22 protein-coding genes and 1 pseudogene are annotated in these 26450 nt (G+C 70.4%); 6 read left to right on the top strand and 17 right to left on the bottom strand.

Translation table 11 applies throughout. From position 1 onward, the window contains the following. Positions 1-197 precede the first annotated feature (197 nt). The 3 genes and pseudogenes from kdsA (at position 198) to V5F53_RS12565 (ending at position 3477) form a co-directional block, all read left to right on the top strand. Positions 198-1049, top strand: coding sequence for a 3-deoxy-8-phosphooctulonate synthase (gene kdsA, locus V5F53_RS12575; RefSeq protein WP_393997781.1), 852 nt, complete (start codon positions 198-200; stop codon positions 1047-1049). 255 nt (positions 1050-1304) lie between these two features. After that, entirely contained in the window at positions 1305-2108 is an 804-nt protein-coding gene (locus V5F53_RS12570) for a 3-deoxy-manno-octulosonate cytidylyltransferase (protein ID WP_393997780.1), read from the top strand. Positions 2109-2711: 603 nt separating this feature from the next. Next, positions 2712-3477 (top strand): annotated as a pseudogene (locus tag V5F53_RS12565) (IS5 family transposase). A gap of 307 nt (positions 3478-3784) precedes the next feature. Here V5F53_RS12565 and V5F53_RS12560 read toward each other — a convergent pair. Genes V5F53_RS12560 through V5F53_RS12540 form a run of 5 tightly spaced genes read right to left on the bottom strand, consistent with a single transcriptional unit; the run spans position 3785 to position 10555 of the window. After that, positions 3785-5197, bottom strand: coding sequence for an NtaA/DmoA family FMN-dependent monooxygenase (locus tag V5F53_RS12560; protein ID WP_393997779.1), 1413 nt, complete (start codon positions 5195-5197; stop codon positions 3785-3787). 29 nt (positions 5198-5226) lie between these two features. Further along, positions 5227-6948 (bottom strand): dipeptide ABC transporter ATP-binding protein, encoded by a 1722-nt coding sequence (locus V5F53_RS12555; protein ID WP_393997778.1) that lies wholly within the window; start codon positions 6946-6948, stop codon positions 5227-5229. A 9-nt stretch (positions 6949-6957) separates the two neighbouring features. Continuing rightward, on the bottom strand, positions 6958-7842 hold the full coding sequence (locus tag V5F53_RS12550) for an ABC transporter permease (protein WP_393997777.1): 885 nt from the start codon (positions 7840-7842) through the stop codon (positions 6958-6960). 10 nt (positions 7843-7852) lie between these two features. Further along, complete coding sequence (locus tag V5F53_RS12545) at positions 7853-8857, bottom strand: ABC transporter permease (RefSeq protein ID WP_393997776.1); 1005 nt, start codon at positions 8855-8857, stop codon at positions 7853-7855. Between the two features lie 9 nt (positions 8858-8866). Beyond that, the gene (locus V5F53_RS12540) at positions 8867-10555 is read right to left on the bottom strand and encodes an ABC transporter substrate-binding protein (RefSeq protein ID WP_393997775.1); all 1689 of its coding nucleotides are present in this window, start codon (positions 10553-10555) and stop codon (positions 8867-8869) included. Positions 10556-10916: 361 nt separating this feature from the next. On the opposite strand from V5F53_RS12540, the gene V5F53_RS12535 reads away from it, so the two are divergent. Further along, on the top strand, positions 10917-12221 hold the full coding sequence (locus tag V5F53_RS12535; protein WP_393997774.1) for an LLM class flavin-dependent oxidoreductase: 1305 nt from the start codon (positions 10917-10919) through the stop codon (positions 12219-12221). 497 nt (positions 12222-12718) lie between these two features. Further along, the gene (yghU, locus tag V5F53_RS12530) at positions 12719-13597 is read left to right on the top strand and encodes a glutathione-dependent disulfide-bond oxidoreductase (RefSeq protein WP_393997773.1); all 879 of its coding nucleotides are present in this window, start codon (positions 12719-12721) and stop codon (positions 13595-13597) included. Here the strand turns inward: yghU and V5F53_RS12525 are convergent. The 5 genes from V5F53_RS12525 to V5F53_RS12505 all read right to left on the bottom strand — a co-directional run bounded on the left by V5F53_RS12525 (position 13594) and on the right by V5F53_RS12505 (position 18408). Then, a complete protein-coding gene (locus V5F53_RS12525; protein ID WP_393997772.1) occupies positions 13594-14571 on the bottom strand; it encodes a GlxA family transcriptional regulator in 978 nt (325 codons plus the stop codon). The two genes, yghU and V5F53_RS12525, sit on opposite strands and share 4 nt — an antisense overlap. A 101-nt stretch (positions 14572-14672) precedes the next feature. Then, on the bottom strand, positions 14673-14990 hold the full coding sequence (locus tag V5F53_RS12520) for a putative quinol monooxygenase (protein WP_393997771.1): 318 nt from the start codon (positions 14988-14990) through the stop codon (positions 14673-14675). A 131-nt stretch (positions 14991-15121) separates the two neighbouring features. Then, complete coding sequence (locus V5F53_RS12515) at positions 15122-16141, bottom strand: zinc-binding alcohol dehydrogenase family protein (RefSeq protein WP_393997770.1); 1020 nt, start codon at positions 16139-16141, stop codon at positions 15122-15124. 111 nt (positions 16142-16252) lie between these two features. Next, the gene (locus V5F53_RS12510) at positions 16253-17140 is read right to left on the bottom strand and encodes a LysR family transcriptional regulator (RefSeq protein WP_393997769.1); all 888 of its coding nucleotides are present in this window, start codon (positions 17138-17140) and stop codon (positions 16253-16255) included. 209 nt (positions 17141-17349) lie between these two features. Beyond that, the gene (locus V5F53_RS12505; protein ID WP_393997768.1) at positions 17350-18408 is read right to left on the bottom strand and encodes a DMT family transporter; all 1059 of its coding nucleotides are present in this window, start codon (positions 18406-18408) and stop codon (positions 17350-17352) included. A gap of 132 nt (positions 18409-18540) precedes the next feature. On the opposite strand from V5F53_RS12505, the gene V5F53_RS12500 reads away from it, so the two are divergent. Continuing rightward, entirely contained in the window at positions 18541-19029 is a 489-nt protein-coding gene (locus V5F53_RS12500; protein WP_393997767.1) for an Lrp/AsnC family transcriptional regulator, read from the top strand. A 70-nt stretch (positions 19030-19099) separates the two neighbouring features. Here the strand turns inward: V5F53_RS12500 and V5F53_RS12495 are convergent, their stop codons facing one another. From V5F53_RS12495 to V5F53_RS12465, 7 genes are all read right to left on the bottom strand, one after another. Continuing rightward, complete coding sequence (locus V5F53_RS12495) at positions 19100-20254, bottom strand: iron-containing alcohol dehydrogenase (protein ID WP_393997766.1); 1155 nt, start codon at positions 20252-20254, stop codon at positions 19100-19102. Between the two features lie 50 nt (positions 20255-20304). Beyond that, positions 20305-21771 (bottom strand): NAD-dependent succinate-semialdehyde dehydrogenase, encoded by a 1467-nt coding sequence (locus V5F53_RS12490; RefSeq protein WP_393997765.1) that lies wholly within the window; start codon positions 21769-21771, stop codon positions 20305-20307. Between the two features lie 127 nt (positions 21772-21898). After that, complete coding sequence (locus V5F53_RS12485; RefSeq protein ID WP_393997764.1) at positions 21899-23056, bottom strand: iron-containing alcohol dehydrogenase; 1158 nt, start codon at positions 23054-23056, stop codon at positions 21899-21901. Positions 23057-23090: 34 nt separating this feature from the next. Continuing rightward, positions 23091-23735 carry a branched-chain amino acid ABC transporter ATP-binding protein gene (locus V5F53_RS12480; RefSeq protein ID WP_393997763.1) on the bottom strand — a complete coding sequence of 215 codons (645 nt, stop codon included), beginning with the start codon at positions 23733-23735 and terminating at the stop codon, positions 23091-23093. Then, positions 23732-24556, bottom strand: coding sequence for an ABC transporter ATP-binding protein (locus V5F53_RS12475; protein ID WP_393997762.1), 825 nt, complete (start codon positions 24554-24556; stop codon positions 23732-23734). Before V5F53_RS12475 ends, V5F53_RS12480 begins: the two co-directional genes overlap by 4 nt. Further along, positions 24553-25545: a branched-chain amino acid ABC transporter permease gene (locus tag V5F53_RS12470; RefSeq protein ID WP_393997761.1), complete on the bottom strand. Its 993-nt coding sequence runs from the start codon at positions 25543-25545 to the stop codon at positions 24553-24555. Before V5F53_RS12470 ends, V5F53_RS12475 begins: the two co-directional genes overlap by 4 nt. 1 nt (position 25546) lies before the next feature. Then, positions 25547-26446 (bottom strand): branched-chain amino acid ABC transporter permease, encoded by a 900-nt coding sequence (locus V5F53_RS12465; RefSeq protein ID WP_393997760.1) that lies wholly within the window; start codon positions 26444-26446, stop codon positions 25547-25549. Between the last annotated feature and the right edge of the window lie 4 nt (positions 26447-26450).

Genomic DNA, 26450 nt, shown 5'->3' with positions numbered 1-26450 from the left:
GGGCCGGCGGGGAGGGCGCTTGCGTTCCCGGCAGGGCTGCCGGTCCGGCAGGGGGACTTGAGCGCCCGGCGTTCCTGGCGCATGGTTCGGCCGCCGCGGCAGGGACGCGATCCATGTGGTGCGCCATGTGGCGCGCGCGGTGATGCAGCATCTTAAGAGACGGCCATGCCGCATGGCTGGCCGACGATGGGGGCAGGATGAGTGAAACGGCAAAACATGTGACCGCAGGCAACGTGACCTTCGGGAACGACCTCGCGTTCGCGTTCATCTCCGGCCCGTGCCAGATCGAGAGCCGGGAGCATGCCTTCCGCATTGCCCAGGTGCTCAAGGACGAGACCGACAAGGCGGGCGTGCCCTTCATCTTCAAGGCGTCCTACGACAAGGCGAATCGCACCTCGCTGAAGGGGCATCGCGGCATCGGCATCGACGAGGGCCTGAAGATCCTGGCCGAGGTGCGCGCCGAGTTCGGCTGCCCGGTGCTGACCGACATCCACGACATCGAGCAGGCGAGGATCGCCGGCAAGGTGGTGGACATCATCCAGATCCCGGCCTTCCTGTGCCGCCAGACCGACCTGCTGCTCGCCGCCGGCGAGACCGGGGCGGTGGTCAATGTGAAGAAGGGCCAGTTCCTGGCGCCTTGGGACATGGCCAACGTGGCGGACAAGATCGCCTCCACGGGCAACGAGCGCATTCTGTTGTGCGATCGCGGCACCTCGTTCGGCTACAATACGCTGGTGAGCGATTTCCGCGGCCTGCCGATCATGGCCCAGACCGGCTATCCCATCGTCTTCGACGCCACCCATTCCGTGCAGGAGCCGGGCGGGCGTGGCGGATCGTCCGGCGGCAAGCGGGATTTCGCCCCGGCCCTCGCCCGCGCAGCGGTGGCGGTCGGTGTCGCGGCGGTGTTCGCCGAGGCCCACAACGATCCCGACCATGCGCCGTCCGATGGACCGAACATGCTGCCGCTGGAATGGATCGGGCCGCTGCTGCGCGATCTGACGGCGCTGGACGCCATCGCCAAGGCGCGGGCGCTCACCGCCAGCTTCTGAGGCGGAATTGCAGCCGGCCGCCGAGGTGGCGTTCGGCTCCGTTGCGCGGGCGGCTTTCACAGGTCCTGCGACCCCCCGAGGGGCCGGCCGGGAATTGGCTTGCCCGGCCGGTCGCGGCGCGCCGCCGATGGCGGCTTGCCGCGCAGGCGATGACAGCGGCGGCCGGGATGCTTCCGGGGTGGGCGCCACGCGCCACGGGGCGATCCGATGGGCCGATTTTCAACGAATTTCAAAGTCTTGCGGGCAGGTGCTGCAATGAGCGACGTCGCAATCATCATCCCGGCGCGATATGCGTCCAGTCGTTATCCAGGCAAGCCGCTGGCGACCCTGGTGGGGGCCACCGGCGTGGCGCGCAGCCTGCTGGAGCGTTCGATCCTGGCGGCGCGGGCCGGCGCTGATGGCGCCAATGTGTATGTGGCGACCGACGACGCCCGCATCGCCGCCGAGGCTGAGCGGCTTTCAACTCCGGTCATCATGACCGATGTGGGGTGCCGCAACGGCACGGAGCGGGTGGCCCAGGCGGTAGCCCGGGCCGGCATCTCGTCCGAGATCATCGTCAACCTGCAGGGCGACGCGCCCCTCACCCCGCCCCATTTCGTCACCGCCTTGGTGAAGGCCATGCGCGACGTGCCCTCGCGCCAGGTGGCGACGCCGGTGCTGAGGTGTGACGAGGAGGCGCTGGAGAACTTCCTGGCCGACCGCCGCGCCGGCCGCGTCGGCGCGACCACGGTGGTGTTCGACCGCGCCGGCAACGCGCTTTATTTCTCCAAGGAAGTGATTCCCTTCACCAACGGCAAGGCCAAGGTGGACGGGGTGGTGCCGGTGTTCCACCACGTGGGCCTCTACGCCTATCGGCGCCCGGCGCTCGAGGCCTATGCGGGCATGGAGATGGGCGTTCTGGAGGGCCTGGAGGGGCTGGAGCAGCTCCGCTTCCTGGAGCACGGCTTCCCGATCGCGGCGGTGGAGGTGGAAGGCCGGGGCGCCGCCTTCTGGGAACTGAACAATCCCTCCGACGTGCCGCTTATCGAGGGCTATCTCGCGAAGATGGGCGTGGCCTGAGCCTGGCCGGCGGCCTGCGCCGCTCCGCGCGCGGGCGGTACGGTTGGTTTGCGGGTTTCGCGGCACGGCGACTCAGCCGCCGTGCGCCATGAGCGCCACCCCCATCGGCCGAGGCCGGCGCGCCGCGCGCCCGCTTTCGCCAGGCGGCCGGAGATGGAGCGCGCGAACCGTCCGCCCGGCCTTGATGCCGGCCGGTGCCGCGCCGTCGTCAGCGCAGCCGGCTTGGGCAGGAGCGTCGCCGGCGTGGCGTGCCGGCATCGTCCATCGTCGGCGGGCGTGGCTCTTGGCGCCTGTCTTCCTTTTGCCGCGCCGGCTGGGGGCTCCCCGGATGCCATGCCTTCCGATCCTCGGTCCCATGTCCTTTGTCCCATGGGCACCGCGTCGGGGCGAAACGGGCCGGGAGCGCGCCATCCGGCAAGAGTGTTCAGCCTAGGTGGTGGCCGCATAAATTTGCGCGCTGGCTAGAGCGTTTTCGAGCGACGTGGATACCGGTTCGCGTGAAGAAAACGCGTCAATACAAAGTTCTAGAGTGATTTCCGTGAGCCAGGGCGAGCGGAAAATGCTCTAGGCGCGTGATTCAACCTCTCCCGATAGGGGAGAGAGATGCGACGGCACCAACGGACCGACGAGGAATGGGCGATCATCGCCCGCTGTTGCCGAACAAGCCGCGCGGTGTGGCCCGGGTGGAGGACCGGCGGGTGATCAACGGCATTCTCTGACGGTCGCGCACCGGCGCGCCGGTGCGGGACGTGCGTGAGCGCCACGGTTCGCGCACACCCCTTTACACTCGTTTCGTTTGCTGGCGGGCGGCCGGAGCTTGGGACAAGCTGCTGGGAGCGATCTTGGCCGCCTATGACGGCGACATCGTGATGATCGACAGCTCCTGCGTCCGCGTCCACCCGAACGGCGCCGCCATCAAAAAGGGGGCCAGGGCGGCACCGACGATCTTTGCTCGGGACGCTCCCGGGGCGGGCCGACCACTAGGATCCACGCCCTGGTCGACGCTGAAGTCCGGCCGATCCATCTCCTGCTCACCGCCGGGCAGGCGGGTGACGCGCCGGCCGGGCGCGAACTGCGGGCCCGCCTCCCACCGGGCGGCATCCTGCTTGTCGGCAAGGCCGATGACACCGATGCCATCCGCGCCGAGACGGCGCAGCGCGGCGGATTTGCCAGTGTGCCGCCTCGCACGATCCGCAAGCGCACCTTCACCTTCAGTCCATGGCTCTATCGCCAGAGAAACGCCGTCGAGCGCTTCTTTAATAGAATCGAGTAGATGCGAGGCCTCGCCACGCGCTGCGACAGCCCCCCGGACAACTTCCTCGCTGCCCTCAAGCGGGCAGCCGTCCGCATTTGGATCAAACCGTCATGAGGCCGATGCCTAGGGCGGTCCGGCAAAAGCGTTCCGCTCGAGGGTTCGCGCCCGATGCGTCGGGTTCTCCGTATTCGGGTTTCGCGCCGCCGGCTGCCGGCGGCACGGGATGCCCGGGCGCGGGGCTGCGTGGAACGGATTGGCTTGGTCCTGGTCGGGCGGCGGCCTCCGGCCTTATGCCCGAAGCCTATGCGCGTCACTCATCGGCCTCTGCTCGATTCCGCGTGGCGTCCAGGCGCGCCCTGTTGAGCGCCCCCCGTTTTGGGGAAGCCCGCGCGGCGCCGGGCAAACATCGGGGCGGCAGGCCTCATTCGCCGGGCACCAGCTCCGCCGCCGCGCCAGCGGGCGCCGGCTTCGCCGGGTGGCTGAAGAAGCCACGGTAGCGGGCCGCAGGGTGAGAGGCCGGCAGGCGGGCGCGGCCGGTGAGCTTTTCGCGCAGGGTGCCGGGCCGATAGTCGCGCTTGGCGAGGCCGCGCTTCTGAAGCTCCGGCAGCAGATGCGCGTTGAACTCCTGGTACGAGCCGGGCAGGTGCCAGTTGATGACATTGACGCCGTCGATGCCCGCCTGCTGCCATTCGGTGAGCTGGTCGGCGAGGCTCTGCGGCGTGCCGACCAGGCGTTGGTGCCGACGCGCCACCAGCCGGGCGAGGTCGCCTACCGTGGGTTCGCGCCCGGGATGAGCCTGGCGCAGCCATTCGATGTGGCTGCGCCCGCCATTGGTCTTGATGTCGGCGAGCAGGGTCTCCGGAGGGTAGGGCTCGCCGGTGTCCTGGGAGACGCCGAGATTGGCGTGGGCCAGGAAGCCGTCGATGCTCACATACTGGTCCAGCTCCGCTTCCTTGCGCCGCGCTTCCTCCTCGGTGCTGCCGATGACGAAGGCGAAGCCCTGCAGGAACTTGATGTCCCCGGGGTCGCGCCCGAAATCGCGCGCCAGGGTCCGGGTCTCGCCAATCAGCGCCGCCGCCGCGCTCGGGTTGGGGGCGGAGATGAACTGGCCTTCGGCGTGGCGGGCGGCGAAGCGCCGGCCGGCGGGCGATGAGCCGGCCTGGAACAGGAATGGCGTGCGCTGCGGCGAGGGCGAGGGCAGGTGCGGGCCTTCCACCCGGTAGCGCTTGCCCACATGGAAGATCTTGTGGATGCGCTCGGGGTCCGCGAACAGGCCGCGCGCCTTGTCGCGCAGCAGCGCGCCCTCGTCCCACGACCCCTCCCACAGCTTGTAGGCGACGTCGGTATATTCCTCGGCCCAGTGATAGCGCGCGTCGTGCTCCACCAGCCGCTCGAAGCCGAAATTGCGGGCGGCGTTCTCCTGGGTGGAGGTGACGATGTTCCAGGCCAGGCGCCCGTTGCTGATGTGGTCGAGGGTCGAGGCGCGGCGCGCGAACTCGAACGGATGGGCCTGGAGCACCGAGCTGGTGAGGGCGAGCCCCAGATGCTCGGTGTTCACGGCGATGGCCGACAGCAGCACCGAGGGGTCGTTGCTGGGAATCTGCAGGCCCTCGCGGGCGTTGACCGCATGGTCGCCGTGCAGCGGCCCGTAGAGGCCCACCACGTCGGCGAAGAAGATGGCGTCGAACAGGCCGGCTTCCAGGGTCCGCCCCAGCTCGATCCAGAGGCGCACGTCGTTGAAGTCGTGCTGGCGCGCGTCGGGATGCCGCCACTGGCCGTGCTGGATGTGCGAGGCGGTGTTCATCACGAAGGCGTTGAAGATGAGTTCGCTCATGGCGTGCTCCCAGGCGGCCGGAGGGATGGTCAGGCGGCGCGGCCGGCGCCGAGGCGCGGCACCGCCGCCACCAGCTCGCGGGTGTAGGGATGGACGGGGCGCAGGAAGACGTCGTCGGAGGGGCCCTGCTCCACCACCCGCCCCGCCTTCAGCACCAGCACCCGGTCGCACAGGTGATGGACCACGCCGAGGTCGTGGGAGATGAAGAGATAGCTCACGCCGAGCTCGGCCTTCAGGTCCGCCAGCAGGTCGAGCACCTGGGCCTGGATCGACACGTCGAGCGCCGAGACCGGCTCGTCGCAGACGATCAGCCGGGCTCCGGGGGCGATGGCGCGGGCGATGGCGGCGCGTTGGCGCTGGCCGCCGGAGAGATCCAGCGGCCGGCGGGCCCGGAAGCCATCCGGCAGGCCCACCAAATCGAGCAGCTCGCCGACGCGGGCGGCGCGGGCGCTCCTGTCCTCGCCGCGGGGCAAGGCGTCGGCGATGATGCGCTCCACGGTCCAGCGCGGGTCGAAATGGCTGAGCGGGTCCTGGTAGACCACCGAGACGTCCCGGCGCCGGGGCCGCCGCTCGGCCTCGGCGAGGGCCGACCAGGGCTGGCCGTCGAGGCGCACGGCGCCGGCGTCCGGCGTCTCCAGGGCCAGCACCAGCCGCGCCACCGTGGACTTGCCGGAACCGGATTCGCCGACGATGCCCAGGGCCTCGCCGCGGGCAATGCTGAAGGACACGTCGTGCACCACGGCGGCGGACGACCCGTCCGGGCGGCGGAAGCTCTTCACCAGCCCGTCCGCCGCCAGCAGCGGCGCGCGCGCCACCACCGCCGCCGCGCTGCGATCCGGGCGGGCGAGCGTCGATGAGGCGGCGTGGAAGCGGGGGGCGGCGGCGGGCGCCAGCCGGGCACCGCGCGAATGGGCGGAGGGGACCGCGTCGATGAGGGCGCGGGTGTAGGGATGCGCGGGGGCGGCGAACACCTTCGCGGCGGGGCCGTGCTCCACCACCTCGCCGTGGCGCATGATGAGCACCTCGTCGGCCATGCGCGCCACCACCGCGAGGTCGTGGCTGATGAGCACCAGGGTCTTGCCACGGGCGCGGATGTCGTCCAGCAGCGCCAGCACCTGGGCCTGGATGGTGGCGTCGAGGGCGGTGGTGGGCTCGTCGGCGACCAGAATGTCCGGGTCGAGCGCCAAGGCGGCGGCGATCAGCGCGCGCTGGCGCTGGCCGCCGGACAATTCGTGAGGGAGCTGGCGGGCCTTGAGCTCCGGGTCCGGCACGCCCACCCTGCGCAGCAGCTCGGCGGCGCGGGCGGCGCGCTCGCCCCGGCGCACGGCGCCGTGCACGAACAGGCCCTCGGTGACCTCGCTGCCGACCGTCTTCAGGGGATCGAGCGAGACCAGGGCGTCCTGAAGCACATAGCCGATGGTCCTGCCGCGCAGTGCCCGCCACGCCCGCTCCGATTGGCCGATCACATCGCGGCCCTGGATGCGCAGCCGCTCGGCCTCCACCCGCGCGCCCCGGCCGGCGAGGCCGATGAGGGCGCGCGCGGTGACGCTCTTGCCGGAGCCGGATTCGCCGACGATGGCGAGGCAGCGGCCGGCGTGAAGGTCGAATGAGACGGACTTCACGGCCGGCGGCCGGTCCGCCCGGCCGAAGCCGACGCGCAGCGCCCGCACCTCGACCAGCGGGACGGCCGGCGGCGCGGCGGGTCGGGGGATGTGCGCGGTACGGTCGGCAGCGGGATCAGCAGTGCGCATGGGCGGGCCCTACTTGCCTTCCAGCCGGTCGCGCAGGTGGCGGCCGAGCACGGTGACGGCCAGGGCGAAGCCGACGATGGCAAGCCCGGGCATGAGTTCCAGCCACCAGGCGCGGATGGCGTAGTTGCGTCCCGCATCCAGCAGCGCCCCCCATTCCGGCGAGGGCGGCGCGACGCCGAGGCCCAGGAAGGCGAGGCCCGAGGCCCAGACGATGGACTGGCCCACCCCGAGCGTCATCAGCACCACCAGCGGCCGCAGCGCGTTGGGCACGATGTGCCTGAGGGCGATGCGCCAGGGCGGATGGCCGAGCACGCGCGCGGCCTCCACATAGCCGGCGCCCTTCACCGCCAGCACCTGGCCGCGAATCATCCGCGCGTAGCCGGGCGCCGTGCCGACGCCCACCGCCACCACCTGGGTGGTGATGGAGGTGCCGAACACGGCCAGGAACAGGAGCGCCAGGAACAGGGTGGGGAACGAGAACAGCACGTCGAGGAACCGGGCGATCACCAGATCCACGTCGCCGCCGGCGAGGCCGGCGGTGAGCCCGAAGGCGAGCGCGATGGCAAGGCTCAGGGCGGTGGCGGCAAGACCCAGCGCGAGCGACTGGCCGGCGCCGGCGATGACGCGGGAATAGAGGTCGCGCCCGGTCTGGTCGGTGCCGAACCAGTGGTCGGGGGAGGGCGGCAGCAGGATCGCCTTGAGGTCGATCTTGAACGGCCCGTGGGTCTGCAGCAGGTCCGGCGCCAGCGCGGCGACGAGATAGACCGCCACCACCAGGGCGGCGACCGCCGGCCCCAGGGGCACGCGGCCCAGCCCGGCGAGGCTCCGCCGCAGCAGGGCGCGGGCAACCGCCAGGGGGGGCGGGGCGGCGGGATGGAGGGGGGCGAGGCTCATGACGGGAGTTTCATGGCAGCGCGATCCTGCGGTCCACCAGCCGGTAGATGGCGTCCACCCCCATGTTGATGATCACGTAGGCCGCCGCAGACAGCACCACGATGCCCGACACCACCGGCACGTCGCGGGCCGAGGTGGCGTTCACGAGGATGCCGCCGATGCCCTGGCGGGCGAACACCGCCTCCACCAGCACCGCCCCCGACAGGAGCTTGCCCACCGCCCAGCCGGACAGGCTGATGCCCGGCAGCACCGCATGGCGCAGCACGTGGCCGAGCCGCACCCCAAGGTCGCTCATGCCCCGGGTGCGGGCGGAGGTGACGAACGGCTGTTCCAGCACCCGCGCGAACTCGTCCTGGATCGCCTGGCCGATGAAGCCCGCCAGCGGCAGCGCCAGCGACAGGGTGGGCAGCACCAGGCCGGCGAGGCTGTTGCGCCCCTCCACCGGGAACAGGCCGAGCTTCACCGCGAACAGCACCAGCAGCAGGGTGCCGAGCCAATAGGGTGGGGCGGTGGCCAGCAGGATCTGGGCGCCGGTGGCGAGCCGGGAGGCGAACCCGGGACGTCCGGCGGCGGCCAGCGTCAGGGCGATGGCGATCATCCAGGCGGTGGCCAGCGCGCTCAAGGCCAGCACCACGGTGGGCAGGACCTGTGCCCCGATCACCTCCAGCACCGGCTTGTGCTGGAGATAGGACATGCCGAGATCGCCCACCGCCAGCCCGCCAATATAGCGCAGGTATTGCACGTAGAGCGGCGCATCGAAGCCGTATTGGGCGTTGACCGCGGCGATCTGCTCCGGGGTCGGATTGGTGATGGTGCCGGCGACGATGTTGATGAGGATGACCGCGCGATCGCCGGGCAGCAGGGCCTGCACCAGGAAGGTGAAGCTGGCGGCGACCCAGACCACCGCCACCGCCGACAGTGCCGCCCGCGCGAGGCGGCCGAGGCGGCGCGCCGCCGTGCGCCGGAGGTCGGCGGCGGGGGCGGTGGCCTCCAGCTCGATGTCGAAGATGGACATGCCGCGCGCCTATTTCTCGAGCCAGGCGTCGTGGAACACCGGCTCGCCCACCGCCGGCGACAGCCAGACGTCGTGGAGACGCGGCTGGGAGGCCAGCACCACCGGCAGCACGGTGAAGCCGATCACCGGCGCCTCCTCCACCAGGCGCTTCTGTACCTCGCCGTAGAGCGCGGTGCGGCGGGCGTCGTCGAACGCGCCGTCGGCCTCCTGGATGACCCGCCACAGGTCGGCATCCTGGTAGCGCGAGACATTGTTGGCGTTCTTCCATTCGCCCGCGTCGGGGCGCCACGACACGCGGAAGATCTGGGCGGTGGCGGCGGTCCAATAGGCGGGCTGGATCTCGTAATCGGCCGGGCCGCGATTCTTGCCGGCGTACCAGTCGGCCTGGGTCACCGGCTTCAGCTCCACCTGGAAGCCGGCCTCGCGGGCTTGCTCCTGGATGATCTGCAGGGCCTGGGCGGCGTCCAGGGTGACGTGGGATTGCGAATAGACCACGCGCACCAGCAGCGGCTTGCCGTCCTTCTGGCGGATGCCCTTGGCGTCGCGGGCGGTCCAGCCGGCGGCATCCAGCAGTTCGGCCGCCTTCTTCGGGTCGTAGGGATAGCTGTCGGCCAGGGCCTGCACGTATTCGGGGGCGCTCTGGCTCAAGGCGCCGTTGCCCTCGAACGGGGTCTGGCCCTGGAACGCGGCCTCCACCGCCGCGCGGCGGTCGGCGGCATGGGCGAAGGCGCGGCGCACGCGTGGATCGTCGAACGGCGGGCGCGCCGTGTTGAGCTGGAAGCGCAGCGGCGAGCCGCCGGTGATGTGGCTGACGATCTGGAAATTCTTCTGCGCGTCGGCCCAGTTGACCGCCGGCACGTCGTAGATGACGTCGGATTCGCCCGCCTTCAGCGAGCCGTAGCGCAGGGTCGGGTCCTTCAGGAACTTCCACACCAGCCGCTCGGCATGGGCCGGCCCCTGGTGCCGGGCGGTGGCCGGGGCCCAGGCGTAGTCGGGATTGCGGCGGAACACCACGTCCTGGCCGTGGTTCCAGGTGTCGACGATGAAGGGGCCGGAGCCGACCGGCTGCTCGCAATTGGCCTGCTGTCCGCGGGCCTGGGCGGTGGGCGAAAGGATGATGTGGGTGGCGTGGGTCAGCACGTCGAGGAACGGCTGGTAGGGCTCCTTCAGCTCCACGCGGACCGTGAGCGGGCCGGTGGCGGTGGCGGATTTGAACTGCTCGCCGAAATAGACCACCGAGGCATTGTTGCGGGTGAGCGGGTCCTTGCTGAGCCAAGTGTTGAAATTGGTGGCCACCGCGGCCGCGTCCAGGGGCGTGCCGTCGTGGAACTTGACGCCGGGACGCAGCTCGAACGTGTAGGTGGTCCTGTCGTCGGAGAGGGACCAGCTGGAGGCGAGCCAGGGGTGGATGGCGCCGTCCGCGCCGCGCGCGACGAGATTGTCGCCATACTGGCGCTGCAGGTACCATTGCTGGATCCAGCCGCCGTAGAGGCAGGGTGGCTCCTGGAAATGACCGTAGCGAATGGTGCCGCCGGCGTTCGGCTGGGCTGCCGCCGGCTGGGGCTCGGCCGCCAGCGCCGCGCCGAGGGGTGCCGAGGCGAGCAGGCTTCCCGCCAGCAGGCCGCGGGCCAGCCGGGCGGAAGTGCGGACACGCAACGCGCGGCGCCGCGACGGGACATGGGGCATGTGGACGGGCAAGGCTCTCTCCTGTGCGCCGGCGCATGCGATCACGGTCCCGCCAAATAGTCAATAAATTCGATTGAAATTATATATTATATAGGGGCGCAAGGATGCCACGCATCGTAGCGCCCGTTCCCGGCCCGCGCTTGCCGCAGAGCAGGGGGCAACCCCTCTCCGCAGCGTCGGTGGCGACTTCCGTAAAAATGGCGACATAGAATGTAAATTAAATCAATTGATATTATATTTTTTATGATCCAGGCTCTCGCCCGAAACGGCACGCCGATGCCGCGCCGTGGCCGGCCGGTGACGAGATGTTCGCCGTCCCCGGGGCCGCCCAGGCCGCCGCCGGCCCGGTCCGAGGACAAGGAAATATGCACCCATGCCGGACGATCACCGCCGCCTGCATCTCAACCTGAATTTTCTCAATGCCGGCACCGTGGGGTCGGCCTGGCGCTGGCCGGGCAACGATCCCAAGGCCTTCTTCGATATCGATTATTACATCCGCGTCGCGCAGCTGGCGGAAAAGGGCACGTTCGATTCGGTGTTCCTGGCGGATTTCCCGGCCCTTACCGGCCGGCCGGACTTCGCGCCGTTCCAGTCGCTGGAGCCGACCATCGCGCTCGCGGTCATCTCGGCGCACACCCGTCATATCGGCCTCATCGCCACCATCTCGTCCAGCTTCAACGAGCCGTTCAACATCGCCCGCCGCTTCGCCACCCTCGACCATGCGAGCCGGGGGCGCATCGGCATCAACATCGTCACCTCCGCCGATCGCGGCTCGGCCTTGAATTTCGGCCGCTCCGACGTGGTGCCGCACGCCGAGCGCTATGCCCGTGCCGATGAATTCACCTCCGCCATCAAGGCGCTGTGGTCGAGTTGGGACGACGATGCGGTGATCGGCGACCAGGCCGGCGGGCGCTTCATTGATGTCTCCAAGGTGCGGGAAGTGGGCTTTTCCGGCGCCCATTTCACCATTCGCGGTCCGCTGAACGTGCCGAAGGGGCCGCAGGGCCGGCCGGTGATCGTGCAGGCCGGGGGGTCGGCGGAGGGCACGGACCTGGCCGCCCGGCATGCCGACGCGGTGTTCGCCCTGGCGCACGAGCTCGACGACGCGGTGTCCTATTCCCGCACGCTGCGGGAGCGGGCCGCCGCCCACGGCCGCGATCCGGCTTCGGTGCTGGTGTTCCCGGGCCTCGTCACCATCATCGGCGGAACCGAGGAGGAGGCGCGCCGCCGCGAGCAGGAGATCTGGGACCTGCTGCCGCTGGAACTGGGGCTGGCGCGGCTGGCCGGCACCCTGGGTGTCGACCCGGCCACCCTCGATCCGGACAAGCCGTTGCCGGACGACCTGAAATTGCCGGAAAACGGAATCCAGACCTTCTTCCTCGGCACCACCCGGCTGGCCCGCGCGCACGGGTGGACGGTGCGCGAACTGATCCGCTACCAGCGCGGCGGCACCCATCACCGGGTGGTGGTGGGCACCCCCGAGCAGATCGCCGATGGCATCGAGACCTGGTTCCGCGCCGGTGCGGTGGATGGCTTCAACGTGATGCCGGACGTGCTGCCGTCGGGCCTCGAATCCTTCGTGGACGAGGTGGTGCCGCTGCTGCGTCGGCGCGGCCTGTTTCGTGAGGCCTATGACGGCACCACCCTGCGCGACCATTTCGGTCTGGCGCGGGCCTGAGCGCGGCCGCCGGAGCGGCACGTCGCAAGGGGCAGGCCGGGGCGCGTCGCCGGCTGCCCATGCCCGCCACTCGTCCATGCCCGCCACTCGCCCATGCCCGCCGTCTGGCCCTGCCCGCCACCCTGCGAGTTCGGTGGCGCAGCCTTCGACCGGCTGGGTACGAAGGGGCGCCTGGTGAGGGGGCGGGCTGTCGATGCGGCCCGGCCGGGCCGGGCCGTGTGCGGTCGGGGCGGACGGCGCGCCCTCAGCGATGATCGGCCTCCTTGGCTTCACTCCACCGCCCTGCGGCCAAAGGGGCGGGCCCCCGCGCGGTGCTGGCGCACGACGCGGGAACACCCGATGCCGCGGCGAGGGTGGAGACTGAGGCCACCGCATCCGCCGTGCCTCGTCCGGTGTCGTGCCGTTGCCGCCCGGTCTGTGATTTCATGGCGCGGCGCCGAATCGCCCGCGCGATCCCTGTCCGCGGGACCCCCGCCCGCATCTTCCGGAGACAGCCGATGGTTGACCTTCCCGAGTACATTCCGCCCGCCGTCTGGACCTGGACCAAGGCGAGCGGCGGCCGGTTCGCCAACATCAACCGTCCGGTGGCGGGGGCGACCCACGAGAAGGAGCTTCCCGTGGGCCGGCACCCGCTCCAGCTCTATTCGCTGGCGACGCCCAACGGCCAGAAGGTCACCATTCTGCTCGAGGAGCTGCTGGCGCTTGGCCATGTGGGCGCCGAATACGATGCCTGGCTGATCCGCATCAACGAGGGCGACCAGTTCTCCAGCGGCTTCGTCGCCGTCAATCCCAACTCCAAGATTCCGGCGCTGCTGGACCGTTCGGGGCCGGAGCCGGTGCGGGTGTTCGAATCCGGCGCCATCCTGCTCTATCTGGCGGAGAAGTTCGGCGCGCTGCTGCCGGCCGCGCCGGCGGAGCGGGCCGAGTGCCTTTCCTGGCTGTTCTGGCAGATGGGCAGCGCCCCTTACATCGGCGGCGGCTTCGGCCACTTCTATGCCTATGCGCCGACCAAGATCGAATATGCCATCGACCGCTTCACCATGGAGGCCAAGCGCCTGCTGGACGTGCTCGACCGGCGCCTGGGGGAGAGCGCCTACCTGGCCGGCGACACCTATTCCATCGCCGATATCGCCGCCTTCCCCTGGTATGGCGGGCTGGTGAAGGGCTGGCTCTACGGCGCGGCCGAGTTCCTCTCGGTCGGCGACTACAGGAACGTGCTGCGCTGGGCCGATGCCATCGCCGCGCGGCCGGCGGTGGTGCGCGGGCGCATGGTCAACCGCATCTCCGGGGAGCCTTCCGGCCAGCTGCGCGAGCGTCATGACGCCAGCGATTTCGAGCAGAGGACGCAGGACAAGCTCGGCGACGGCGGAAACTAGGCCACCCCTCGGCCGGTGGCGGGCGGCGGAGCCTCGCCGTCGATCAGGCGCAGGCTCCGCCGCAGGCTCTGCGGCGGCTGGCCATAGAAGCGCAGGAAGGCGCGGCGCATGCGGTCGCGATCGGCGAAGCCGGTTTCGCGGGCCACCAGGTCCAGGGCATGGCGCCCGTCTTCCAGCATCAGCCGGGCCGCCTCGAGGCGCAGCCGCTCCACCGCCTTGGCTGGCGACTGGCCGGTCTCGTCCCGAAACACCCGGCTGAACTGGCGCGGGCTGAGGCTGGCGGCTCCCGCCAGCTCCTCCACCGTGAGCGGATTGCGCAGGTGCTCCTTGGCATAGGCCAGGGCGCGCTGCACCCGGTCGGACCGGGGCGCCATCTCCAGCAGCGCCGAGAATTGCGACTGGCCGCCCGGCCGCCGGTGATAGACCACCAGCTTGCGCGCGATCGCGCGGGCGAGCGCCGCGCCGTGATCGTCCTCGATCAGCGCCAGGGTCAGGTCGATGGCCGCGCTCATGCCGGCGGAGGTCCACACATTGCCATCGCCAACGAAGATGCGATCCGGCTCCACCCGGACGGCGGGAAACCGCTGTTGCAAGGCGGCGGCATGGGCCCAGTGGGTGGTGGCCGCGCGGCCGTCGAGCAGGCCGGCTTCCGCCAGCGCGAAGGCGCCGGTGCACAGGCCGGCCACGCGGCCTCCGCGCGCGCCGGCGGCGGCGATATAGGCGCGCACGGCGGGGGGCGGGGCGCGCGGCGCCAGCTCGCCCACGACCATCAGCGTGTCGGGCGGCTCCGCCGCCAGGGGCGCGGTCTCGACGCGCACGCCGAGGGAGGTGCGCACCGGCCCGCCGTGCTCCGACATGACGGCGATGCGATAGGCCTCCAGTCCCAATTCCATGTTGGCGAACTCGAATGCCGACATCGCCGCCAGCCCCATGACCTGGACGCCGTCCCCCAGGATCACTCCGACCTGTCGCATCGCCTGCTCCGCCTGTGTGCGTCCCGTCTCATATTGCCGGTTATATGGAGTTCGAGACGCCCTGGTCCAGCGGCGGCCGCCGCGTGCGGGACGCGCCGGCGCTACAGGGGGTCGAGGAACTCCAGCCGCAGCGGGGCGCCGAGCAGATCATCGAACCGTGCCGCGAGGCCGGTGAATGCGGGACCGGCGGCGTGGGCTTCGAACGCCTGCTGGTCGCGCCAGCGCTCGTACATCACCACTGTTCCGGAGGCCTGCGCCAGCAGGTGGGCGCGATAATCCAGGCACCCGTCCTCGGCCAGCACGGCGGGCAGGATCGCGGTGATGGCGGCGATAAGGGCCGGCTCGGCGCCGGGCCTTGCCTCCAGATAGGCGATGAGGGTGACGGTGTCGGCGGTTTCAGGAGTGGTTTCATCGGTCATGGCGGCCTCTCCGGGATCGGCGCGGTGACGCGGCGCGTGTCCTGCCGCGCCGTGTCCCGGGTTTCTGCGCGGATGACGGTCGGCGCGGACGCCGGTCCGGTCAAGGGCCGGGGCCGCCCGTTGGGCCCGGCTCAGTCCTCGAAACCGGCGAGCACCGTCTTGCCGATGGCTGAGGCGCTTTCCTGGCGGGCATGGGCGAGCTTGAGGGTCGCGGCCGAGATGGGGCGCAGCACCTCGCGGCGGGTGGACACGATCAGCCCCTCATCCACCAGCGCCGCCACCTCGCTCAGCAACCGATGCTGCTCGATCATGTCGGCGGTGGCGAACATGGGCCGGGTGAACATCAGCTCCCAGTGCACGGAGATGGATTTGCGCTTGAAGGGCACGATGTCGAACCGGGCCGGATCGTCGATCAGGGCCAGCCGGCCCTGGGGCGCGATGAGGGCGGGATAATAGGCGAGCTGCCGCTCGCTGCCGGTCAGGCTGGCCACCAGCTCCACTTCCCGATGGCCGAGGGCCTCCAGTTGCGCATCGAGCGGCGCATGGTGGTTGATGACATGGTGCGCGCCCATGCGGCGGACCCAGTCCACGCTGTCGGGCCGGGAGGCGGTGGCGATGATCGTCAGCCCGGTGAGCCGGCGGGCGAGCTGGATCAGGATCGAGCCGACGCCGCCGGCGCCGTTCACCACCAGCAGGGTGCCGCCGCCGGTCTTGCGGCCGTAGGGCACGCCGAGCCGGGTGAACAGCAGCTCCCAGGCAGTGATGGCGGTGAGGGGCAGGGCCGCCGCGTCCTCCCAGCCGAGGCGCGCCGGCTTCAGCGCGGCAATGCGCTCGTCCACCAGGGCGAAGGCGGCATTGGTGCCGGGCCGGGTGATGTCGCCAGCGTACCACACCGCGTCGCCGGGGCGGAACAGGCTCACCTCGGCGCCCACCGCCTCGACGATGCCGGCGGCGTCCCAGCCCAGGATGCGGGGCTGTCCGGCCTCCGGCTGCGCCGTGGCGCGCACCTTCACGTCAACGGGGTTGACGGAGATCGCCTTCACCTCGACCCGCAGGTCGCGCGGGCCCGGAACGGGCATGGGGAGGTCGAGATCGACCAGCGCGTCGGCGCGGTCGATGGGGCCGGGGGTGTAGTAGCCGATGGCTTTCATGCGCGGCGCTCCAGGGTCTGTCGTGGTGGCGGCACCATCCACCTGGCCGGCGTGGGGCGCCACCGCCAACGCCGTATATGGCGCATGCGCGGATGAATGGCGCCGCCGGGCTCAGACCCGGTCGGGAACCGTCTGCTCCAGATGGGCGAGCAGCAGCCTGAGGCGCGGCAGGTTGCGCAGATCGCGATGGTAGCCCACGAACACGTCCTTGTCGGGTGGGGCGCCGTGGTCGTCGATCCGGGTCAGGCCGGCGCTGGCGGCGAGGCGGTGGGGAAGCACCGCCAGCCCCGCGCCCTGCCGGCAGGCCAGCGCCTGAAGTGCGCGGCTGTTGCTGCGCAGGCTCACCGTGGCCTCGGGCAGGTGGTGGCGCAGCCAGCGCATGTCCGCGGCGGCATCCAAACTGGTCTCCAGGGTGATGAGGCGATGGCCCCGCCCATGGGGCTGAGGCCGCGGGGCAGGGATGCCCGGCAGATCCTCCGCCGGCGCCGCATAAAGGCCATAGCCGACGGTGGTGAACCGGCGCTGGACGATGTCCGGCGAGGCGAACGGCCGGAAGCGGAACACCAGGTCAGCCTCGCGCCGGTCGAGGTCCAGCAGCCGCGCTTCGGCCGCCAGCTCGAGTGTCAGGCCGGGGTGGCGCGCGGTGAAGGCGGCGAGGGGAGCCGCCAGCACATGATGCAGGAACCATTCGGACGAGGACACCTTGAGCGTGCCTTCGAGCGCCTGCTCGGTCCCCGCCAGGAAGCGGCCCAGCGCCTGCGCCTGGTCCTCCATCCGGCCGGCGATGTCGCGCACGCGCATGCCGTCCTCGGTCAGCACCAGTCCGGCGGGGGTGCGCTGGAACAGGGCGAGGCCGCAGGCGTCCTCCAGCCGCTTCAGCCGCCGCCCGGCGGTGGGCTGGCTCAGGCGCAGCCGCGCCGCGGCGGCGGTGAGCGAGCCGTCCCGGGCGATGGCCAGGAAGACGCGCAGATCGTCCCAGTCGATCCGGGGGTGGTCCAAGGGCGCGGCCTCCTGACGGGCGGGGTCGCCTGTGGCGGCCCGGGGCTGTGCGGTTGCCGTGGGCTTTATACCATCGGCCCCGGTCTTCGAGCGGTGCCAAATGGGTCCACTCAAGCGCCGCGCGGGCTTGACCAAAGGCCCATGAGCCAAGCTCATGGGCCTTTGGCATTCGCCGTGTCGCCCGGCCGGCGAAAGCGGCCGCATCCGGATCAGGCGGTGCGGTGCGTCGCCGCCGCCGCCAGCAGCATGCCGCCCATCACCAGGGCCAGCCCGGCCAGGAACACGCCCGAGAGGTGGCCGCCGAGGACGAGGGTGGATGCCAGGATGCCCACCAGCGGCACCCCGAGGGTGAGATTGCCCATGGCAAAGGTGCTGATCCGCCGTCCGTGCTCGGCCGAGATGACGAAGCAGGCCGAGGTCGCCACCGGGCCGATGAAGGCCAGCAGCTGCAGCAGCGGCGGGTCAAAGGCAATGCCCGTGGGCGGCCCCTCCAGGGCCCAGGCCACGCCGGCCAGCGGCACGCTCGCCAGCAGCATCTGCCAGGGGGCGAGGGCGAGCGGCGAGGCGGTCCAGCGGTGACGGCGGATGTGCAGGATCACCACCGACCAGCAGATGGCGCCGACGAGAAGGAAGGCCCCGCCCATGAGCGCCGGGCCGCTGGTCCAGTCCATCTCCAGCGGCGAGCAGATGAGGGCGATGCCGGCAAGCCCCGCTCCAAGCGCGGCCACCTGCAGCCGGGTCGGCGCCTGCCGGAGCAGCAGCCAGGCAGCGAGCACTCCCCAGAGCGGCGTGGTGTAGGCCAGCAGCACCGCATGGCTGGTGTCGGTGGCGGTCATGGCCACCATGCCGAGACCGGTGAAGGCCATCATCTGCAGCAGCCCCATGCTGGCGACGATGGGCCAGTCGGCCCGGGGCGGCAGGCGCAGCGCGCCACGGGCCGCGACGAAGCCGAACAGGCACAGGGCGGCGGTGGCGAAGCGCAGCGTCGCCAGCCACAGCGGCGGCACCGCCTCGAGCGCCAGCTTCGTGGCCGGCCAGCTCACGCCCCACAGCACCACCATCACCCCCAGCCAGGCCATGCTGTCGGCTCCGGCGGGGTGCGCGGCCCGCCGCGCGTGGCCGGGTGCACTCGCCAGAGCAGTTTCCCGAACGGTGGTCGGCCCAACACTTCGCCGAGCGTTCGGCAGCGGGTTCAGACGGGAGGTGCGCCCGGTGTGGTTCTCCCGGGCGGCGGCGCCGTGGGTGCAGTCGTCGTGGGTCACGCTCATCCGGCCGGTCTCCCCCGTGCGCCGTGGTGTGGCCACAATAGGAGGGTGCAGCGCGAGAAACTGGTCTTCCTTGGTTGACGCTGACGTTAGTTGCGGAGAATTTGACCGGAAAATCTCATCATAGGGGAAAATATGTCCCACGACCGCGACCTGCTGGATGACGCCAGCCTGCGCATCCTCGACGCGCTGCAGCAGAATGCCGAGCTGAGCAATGCGGAGCTGGCCGAGCAGGTGGGCTTGTCGGCCTCGCCGTGCTGGCGGCGGGTGGCGGACCTGAAGGCGCGCGGTGTCATTCGCGGCGCGGTGGCGCTGGTGGACCCGCTGAAGCTGGGATTGGCGGTCAACGTGTTCGTGCACGTGACGCTGAAGCAGCAGGACAAGCCGTCGCTGGAGGTGTTCACCAGTGCCATCCGGCGCCGGCCGGAAGTGATGGAATGCTACCTGATGACCGGGGAGGCCGACTTCCTGCTGCGGGTGGTCATCGAGGACCTCATCCGCTACCAGTCGCTGATGCTGGACTGCCTGACGCAGATTCCGGGCGTGGCGAACATCCGCTCCAGCTTTGCCCTCGACCAGGTGAAGTACACCACCGCCTTGCCCACCGGGCACCTGCGCGGGTGAGGGGCGCGCGGCCTCCGCGAAAAAAAGACCCGGCCGCCGCTCGGGAGGAGCCTCGGCGGCCGGGGCCGCGTCAATAGACGCTGGCGTAGATGCCTTCGATGTCGGCGCGGGTCATGTCGCGCGGGTTGCAGGCGATGAGCCGGCGAATGCCGGTGTCCACTTCCTCCGCCATGGAGGGAATGGCGTCCTGCGGCACCCCAAGTTCGCGCATGCGGATTTCCAGGCCCATGGCCGGCACCAGGGTCTCGATGTCGTGCACCAGCGCTTCCGCCGCCTCGGCGTCGGAGGCGAAGACGCGGCCCGGCAGGGTCTGGCGGGCCAGCTCCGCATAGAGCGGGGCGGCCGCCGGCAGGTTGAAGCGCATGATCGGCGCCATGACGATGGCGTTCGAATGGCCGTGGGGGACGTGGAAGCGCGCGCCCAGCGGATAGGCCAGCGCATGGATGGCGGCCACCGAGGCGTTCACGAACGCCATGCCGGCCAGCAGCGAGCCCTGCAGCATGGCGGCGCGGGCCTGCACGTTGCCGCCGTCCTTCACCGCCACCCGGATGTTGGCGGAGAGCAGCTGCAGCGCCTTCACCGCCAGCGCGTCGGCGAGCAGGTTCTTGGCGGTGCGGCTGGTGAAGGCCTCGATGGCGTGCACCATGGCGTCGAGGCCGGTGGCGGCGGTGATGCGCGGTGGCAGGCCGAGGGTCAGCTCTGGGTCGAGCAGCGCCACGTCCGGCAGCAGCTGCGGCGCATAGATCGCCTTCTTGCGGCCCTCGGCGTCGGTGACCACCGACACCCAGGTGACCTCGGAGCCGGTGCCGGCGGTGGTGGGCACCTGGATCAGCGGCACGCGGGTGCCGGTGGCGAGGTTGGTGCCGTACATCTCGGCGATGGGCTGGTCGGACTTGACCATCAGCGCCACCAGCTTGGCGGTGTCGAGCGAGGAGCCGCCGCCGATGCCGATGATGCCGTCGGCCGCGAACGCCTTCGCCCGCTCCACCGCCGCCAGCACCACCGACACCGGCGGATCGGCCGCCACGTCGGCGAATACGTCCACGGCAATGCCGGCCTCGGCCAGCGCCGCCGTGGCGATGCCGGCGAAGCCTAAAGTGACGATGCCGGGATCGCAGACGATGAGCACGCGGGTGGCGCCCAGCTCCTTGGCCAGGGCGCCGAGGCGCTTCAGGCCGCCGGCTTCGCTGACGATGCGGCGCACGCTTCTGAACGTATAGTCCATTCTTCTATCCAGACGATCGGATGTTGTCGGAAGGTGGAGAACGCCGCGCGTCAGCGGATGCCGCCGAGGCACATGTACTTGATCTCCACGAAATCATCGACGCCGTACTTGGAGCCTTCGCGCCCGACACCGGATTCCTTGATGCCGCCGAACGGAGCCACCTCGGTGGAGATGATGCCCTCGTTGATGCCCAGGATGCCGTATTCCAGCGCCTCGGCGACGCGGAAGATGCGGCCGATGTCGCGGGCGTAGAAATAGGCCGCGAGGCCGTACTGGGTGGCGTTGGCCAGGCGGATGGCCTCGTCCTCGGTCTCGAACTTGAACAGCGGGGCCACCGGGCCGAAGATCTCCTCGGAAAACAGCTCCATGTCGGTCGACACGTCGGTGAGCACGGTGGGCTCGTAGAAATTGCCGCCCAGGGCGTGGGGCTTGCCGCCCACGCGCACGGTGGCGCCCTTTTCCACCGCGTCCTTCACCAGCCGGTCCACCTTGGTGAAGCCCTTGGCGTTGATGAGCGGGCCGGTGGTGACGCCGGCGGCGGTGCCGGCGCCTACCTTCAGCGCGGCGACGGCGGCGGTGAGCTTCTCGGCGAAGGCGTCATAGACGCCCGCCTGCACCAGGATGCGGTTGGCGCACACGCAGGTCTGGCCGGCATTGCGGTATTTCGACATCATGGCCCCGGCCACCGCCGCGTCGAGGTCGGCGTCGTCGAAGACGATGAAGGGGGCGTTGCCGCCCAGTTCCAGGCTCACCTTCTTCACGGTGCCGGCGCACTGCGCCATCAGCAGCTTGCCCACCGGGGTGGAGCCGGTGAAGGAGAGCTTGCGCACGATGGGGTTGGCGGTCATCTCCCCGCCCACGGCGGCGGCCTGCAGGGTGGGCACCACGTTGAACACGCCGGCGGGAATGCCGGCGCGCTCGGCCAGCTCGGCCAGCGCCAGGGCGGACAGGGGGGTATCCTCGCCGGGCTTCACCACGGTGGTGCAGCCGGCCGCCAGCGCCGGCGCCACCTTGCGGGTGATCATGGCGTTGGGGAAGTTCCAGGGGGTGATGGCGGCCACCACGCCGATCGGCTGCTTGATGACGATGATGCGCTTGTCGGCGCCGTGGCTCGGGATCACATCGCCATAGATGCGCTTTCCTTCCTCCGCGAACCATTCGATGAAGGAGGCGCCGTAGGTCACCTCGCCGCGCGCTTCCGCCAGCGGCTTACCCTGCTCGGCGGTCATGATCTGCGCCAGGTCTTCCTGGGCGGCGGTGATCAGCTCGAACCACCGGCGCAGGATGGTGGCGCGCTCCTTGGCGGTCTTGGCGCGCCACGCCGGAAGGGCCCGCTCCGCCGCCTCGATGGCGCGGCGGGTCTCGGCGGCGCCGAGGTCCGGCACGTCGGCGAGGGGGGAGCCATCGGCGGGGTTGGTCACGGCGAAGGTCTTGCCGCTGTCGGCGCCCACCCAGGCGCCGTCGATATAGGCCTTGTCGCGCAGCAGGGCGGTGTCGGAGAGGGTCGGGACGGGCATGGCTCGAAAAGCCTCCTCGGCAAATCTTGGAACGGGCGAAGGTCGCGGCGTGCGCGCCCGCCTGGGATGGGGTGCGGGCCGCCCCGCGGGGCGGGGGCGGCCCGTTCAGCTCATGGCGCCGGGCGCCTCACAGCACCGACTGGTAGATGGCGAAGGCATCGTCGAGGGTCACCGGGCGCGGATTGTTCATCAGCAGCCGTTCCACCTTCATGGCGTCGACGGCGAGGCGCTGCAAGTCGTCCGCCACCACCCCCACCTCGGCGAGGCGCTGGGCGAACGGCATGCGCGCGACCAGCTCCTGCATGAAGGCGATGAAGGCGTCGGCGGCCACGTCCACGCTGGCGAACACCCGGTCCGGCAGCACCACGCCGGCCAGCTCCGCATAGAGCGGGGCGGCGGCGGGCTTGTTGAAGTGCAGCACCGGCGTCAGCACCAAGGCGTTGGAGAGGCCGTGCGGCACATGAAAGTGCCCGCCGAGCGGATAGGCCAGCGCGTGCACCGCGGCCACCGGTGCGTTGGCGAAGGCCATGCCGGCCAGCATCGAGCCCTGCAGCATGGCGGAGCGGGCGGCGATGTCGCCGCCGTCGGCGATCACCCGATCCATGTTGGCGGCGAGCAGGCGCAGGGCCTGGAGGGCGAGGGCGTCGGAGACGGCGTTCTTCTTGTGCCTGCTGGTGAAGGCCTCGATGGCGTGCACCATGGCGTCGATGCCGGTGGCCGCGGTCACCGGCGCCGGCAGGCCCACGGTCAGGCTGGCGTCGAGCACCGCAATGTCGGGATAGAGCAGGGGGCTCACCACCCCCTTCTTCTCGTGGGTCGGGGTGGTGACGATGGAGATGGGGGTCACCTCCGACCCGGTGCCGGCGGTGGTGGGCACCTGGATCAGCGGCAGGCGCGGCCCGCGGGCGAGGCCGATGCCGTAGATGTCGGCCAGCACCTGCGGCGCGCCCAGCAGCAGCGCCACCAGCTTGGCGGTGTCCATGGAGCTGCCGCCGCCGAGGCCGATGATGACGTCGGCGCCGGCCGCGCGCGCCACTTCCACGGTGGCGAGAACGACGGTCTCCGGCGGATCGGCCTGCACGTCGGTGAACAGTTCCACCGGCTGGCCGGCGGCGGCAAACGCCTCCAGCACCGGCGCCAGCACGCCGGATTTCACCAGCCCGGCGTCGGTGACGATCATGGGTTTGCGGGCGCCCAGCTCCGCCGCCAGGGCGGGCAGGCGGGTGGCGCCGCCGACCTGCTGGATCACGTACGGGGTGGTTTCGAAGGTGAAGTTCAAGGTCATCGCGATTGCCATGGAAACGAGGGCGGGGGCGGCTTCAGTGGCTGGTCACCACGCCGCGCTCGATGTTGAACACCTGGTCGACGAGATCGGAGGAGTGGGTGGCATCGGATTCCGATAGCAGCACGCACAGGCCTTCGCTGCGCAGCTTGCCGATGACTTCCGTCAGGCGCCGCGACAGCACCGGGGCCACGCCCTCGAACGGCTCGTCCAGCAGCAGCAGCCGCCGGCCGGGCATCAGCGCCCGCCCGAGCGCAACCAGCTTCTGCTGGCCCCCCGAGAGCTGGAGCGCCTTGCGGTCGCGATACTGGGCGATTTCCGGCATCAGCGAATAGATCCATTCGAGGCGCGCCGGCGCATCCTTGAGCCTGTTGGCCCAGGCCGGCATGAGGATGTTCTCCTCCACCGTCAGGGTGGGAATAAGGCGGCGATCCTCCGGCAGGTAGCTGATGCCCATGGAGGCCCGCACATGGGCCTCGCGGTCGCCGATGGAGGTGCCGTCGAACACGATCCGTCCCGACAGGGCGGTGAGGCCCATGATGGCGCGGATGAGCGTGGTCTTGCCGGCGCCGTTGCGGCCGATCAGGCCCACCATGCTGCCCGAGGGGATTTCCAGGCTGACATCGCGCAGGATGGGAATGCCGGCGATGGAGACGTCGAGATTGGAGATGGACAGGGTCATGCGCTGGCGCTCCCCTCGCGCGCGGCCGCCGGCGCGGCGCTCTTGTGGCTTGCCGATGAATGGTCCGAATGCCCGGTCACCAGCTCGCGCACCCGGGCGTCGGCGAGCACCGCGTCGGGCGGGCCGTCGGCGATGATCTCGCCGCTGTAGAAGGCGAGGATGCGCGACACGTAGCGGCGCACCACGTCCATGTCATGCTCCACGAACAGCACGGTCAGGCCATGGTGGCGCACCGCCGCCATCACCGTGTCCATGAGGTCGCCCTTTTCGTCGACGCTGACGCCGGAGGTCGGCTCGTCGAGCAGCAGCATTTTCGGGTTGCCGATCATCGCCATGGCGATGTCGATGAGCTTGCGCGAGCCCTGCGGCACCGCGGTGACGCGGGCATCGCGATAGGCCGACACCTTGAACTCGGCCAGGATCTCCTCGGCCTTGGCCACCCGCGCCTTGGTGTTGAGCGCGCGCAGGAACGAGGGGCGCGGGCTCTCGGCTGCGGCCAGCGCGATGACGAGGTTGTCGAGCACGGTCAGCTCGGGGAAGAGCTGCGCCACCTGGAACGAGCGGGCAAGGCCGGCGCGGGTGATGGCGCGCGGGGCAAGGCCGAGGATCGCCCGCCCGTCCATCAGGATCTCCCCCGAGGTGGGCGGCAGGTAGCCGGTGACCATGTTGATGAAGGTGGTCTTGCCGGCGCCGTTGGCGCCGATGACGCCGACGATCTCGCCCTTGCCGATCTTGACGTCGAGGTCCTTGGCGGCGGTGACGGCGCCGAACGTCTTGTTCAGCTTCCGGGTCTCGAGGATCGGGGTGATGCTCGCGCTCATGCGCCGACGCCTCCGGTGCGGGCTTTGGTGGACGAGGTGGGGGCGGGCGGCGCCTCCGCCCGGCGGCGGGTGAACAGGCTCCACAGGCCCTTGGGCAGGAACACGACGATGCCGAGCAGGGTGAAGCCCAGGATCATCTGCCAGCCGTTGGGCACGAACTCGATGGCGTAGGTGCGCACCAGGGCGAACACGATGGCCGCCAGGAACGGCGCCAGCACGCTGCCGGTGCCGCCGAGCAGGGCGATGAACACGAACTCGCCCGAGGTGGTCCAATAGGCCATGTCCGGGTCCACGTGGCCGGTGGCCAGCGCGGTGAGCCCGCCGCCGAGCGCCGACACGGCGGCGGCGATGACGTAGTTGGCATATTGGATCCAGCGCGGCGACAGGCCGAGGAACTCCACCCGCACCTCGTTCTCGCGGATGGCCTCGCAGGTCATGCCCATGGCCGAGCGGTAGTAGCGGTTGAGGAAGAAGGTCACGGCCGCCGCCGCGATCACGGTGAGGATGAACACCGCATGGGTGGCCTGCTCGCCGCCCTCGATGGTGCGGCCGAGCAGGGTCCAGTTCTTCACGTTGAAGCCGTCGGTGGAGCCCAGCTCCTGGCTCTTCACCAGCACCCCGTAAAGGATCATGGAGAAGGCCAGCGACAGCATGGCGAAGAAGATCTCGCGATAGCGCGTCAGCAGCAGGCCCAGCACCATGGCCAGCACCACCGCCGCCACAACGCCGATGGCGAGCAGGGCGAGGCCGGCGTTGATGTTGAGGAACTGGCCGCCCATGCCCACCGCATAGCCGCCCACGCAATAGAACAGGCCCTGGCCGAAGGAGACGAGGCCGGCCTTCATCTGCATCACCACGCCTTGCACCACCAGGGCCTTGGCGAGGGCGACGGTCAGCAGGAAGATCAGCCAGCCGGGCGCCAGCGTGCCGCCGAGCACCAGGACGACCACAAGGCCGATCAATGCGAGTTCAGTCTTGTCGAGGCGCATGTCAGATCTTCCTTGCCAGCGTGCGGCCGAACAGGCCCTGCGGCCGGATGGCCAGGACCAGGGACATGACGCCGTAGATGACGAACAATTCGAACTGCGGCGCGTAGTGCACCGCCGCCGCGCGGGAGAGGCCCAGCAGCAGCGCGCCCACGGCGGCGCCCTCGATGGACCCCATGCCGCCGACCACCACCACGGCGAACGCCAGCACGATCACCTCGACGCCGATGCCCGGCACCACCGAGATGGAGGGCGCGGTGAGCGCGCCGGCCAGGGCGCCCAGCGTGGTGCCGATGAGAAAGGTGAGGGTGAACATGCGCTTGACGTTCACGCCCATGGCCCGGGCCACTTCCCGGTCGTGGATGACGGCGCGCAGGATCTTGCCGAGGTTGGTGCGCTCCAGCCAGCCCCACAGGGCAAGCCCCACCGCCACGGCGATGCCGATCAGCACCAGGTCATAGTTCGACACCTTGAGCCCGGCGATGGTGGAGCGGCCGAGCGCGGTATAGGGCTGATAGGCGAAATAGGGATTGACGCCGAAGACGATCTTCATGGCGTCCTCGAGGATCAGCAGCAGCGCGTAGGTGATGATGACCATCAGGATCTCGTCGCGCCCGTACATGAAGCGCAGCAGGCCGCGTTCCACCAGCGTGCCCACCAGCAGGCCGGAGAGGAGAGCGCTGCCGATCAGGATGGCGAAGCTCACGGCGGCCGAGCCGGTGCCGTCGGCGAAATACCAGCCGATGGCGGTCGCCGCGGTGTAGGCGCCGATGGCATAGAACGAGCCATGCGCCATGTTGAGGATGCGCATGACGCCGTAAATCACCGTCAGGCCGGCGGCGACCAGGAACAGCCAGGACGCGTAGATGGTGCCGTCGATCAATACGGCGAGAAAGCTCAGCATGGGA

It is taken from the genome of Xanthobacter cornucopiae (genome assembly GCF_043195065.2).
GTDB lineage: Bacteria > Pseudomonadota > Alphaproteobacteria > Rhizobiales > Xanthobacteraceae > Xanthobacter.
This window is presented reverse-complemented; position numbering and strand designations above follow the sequence as displayed.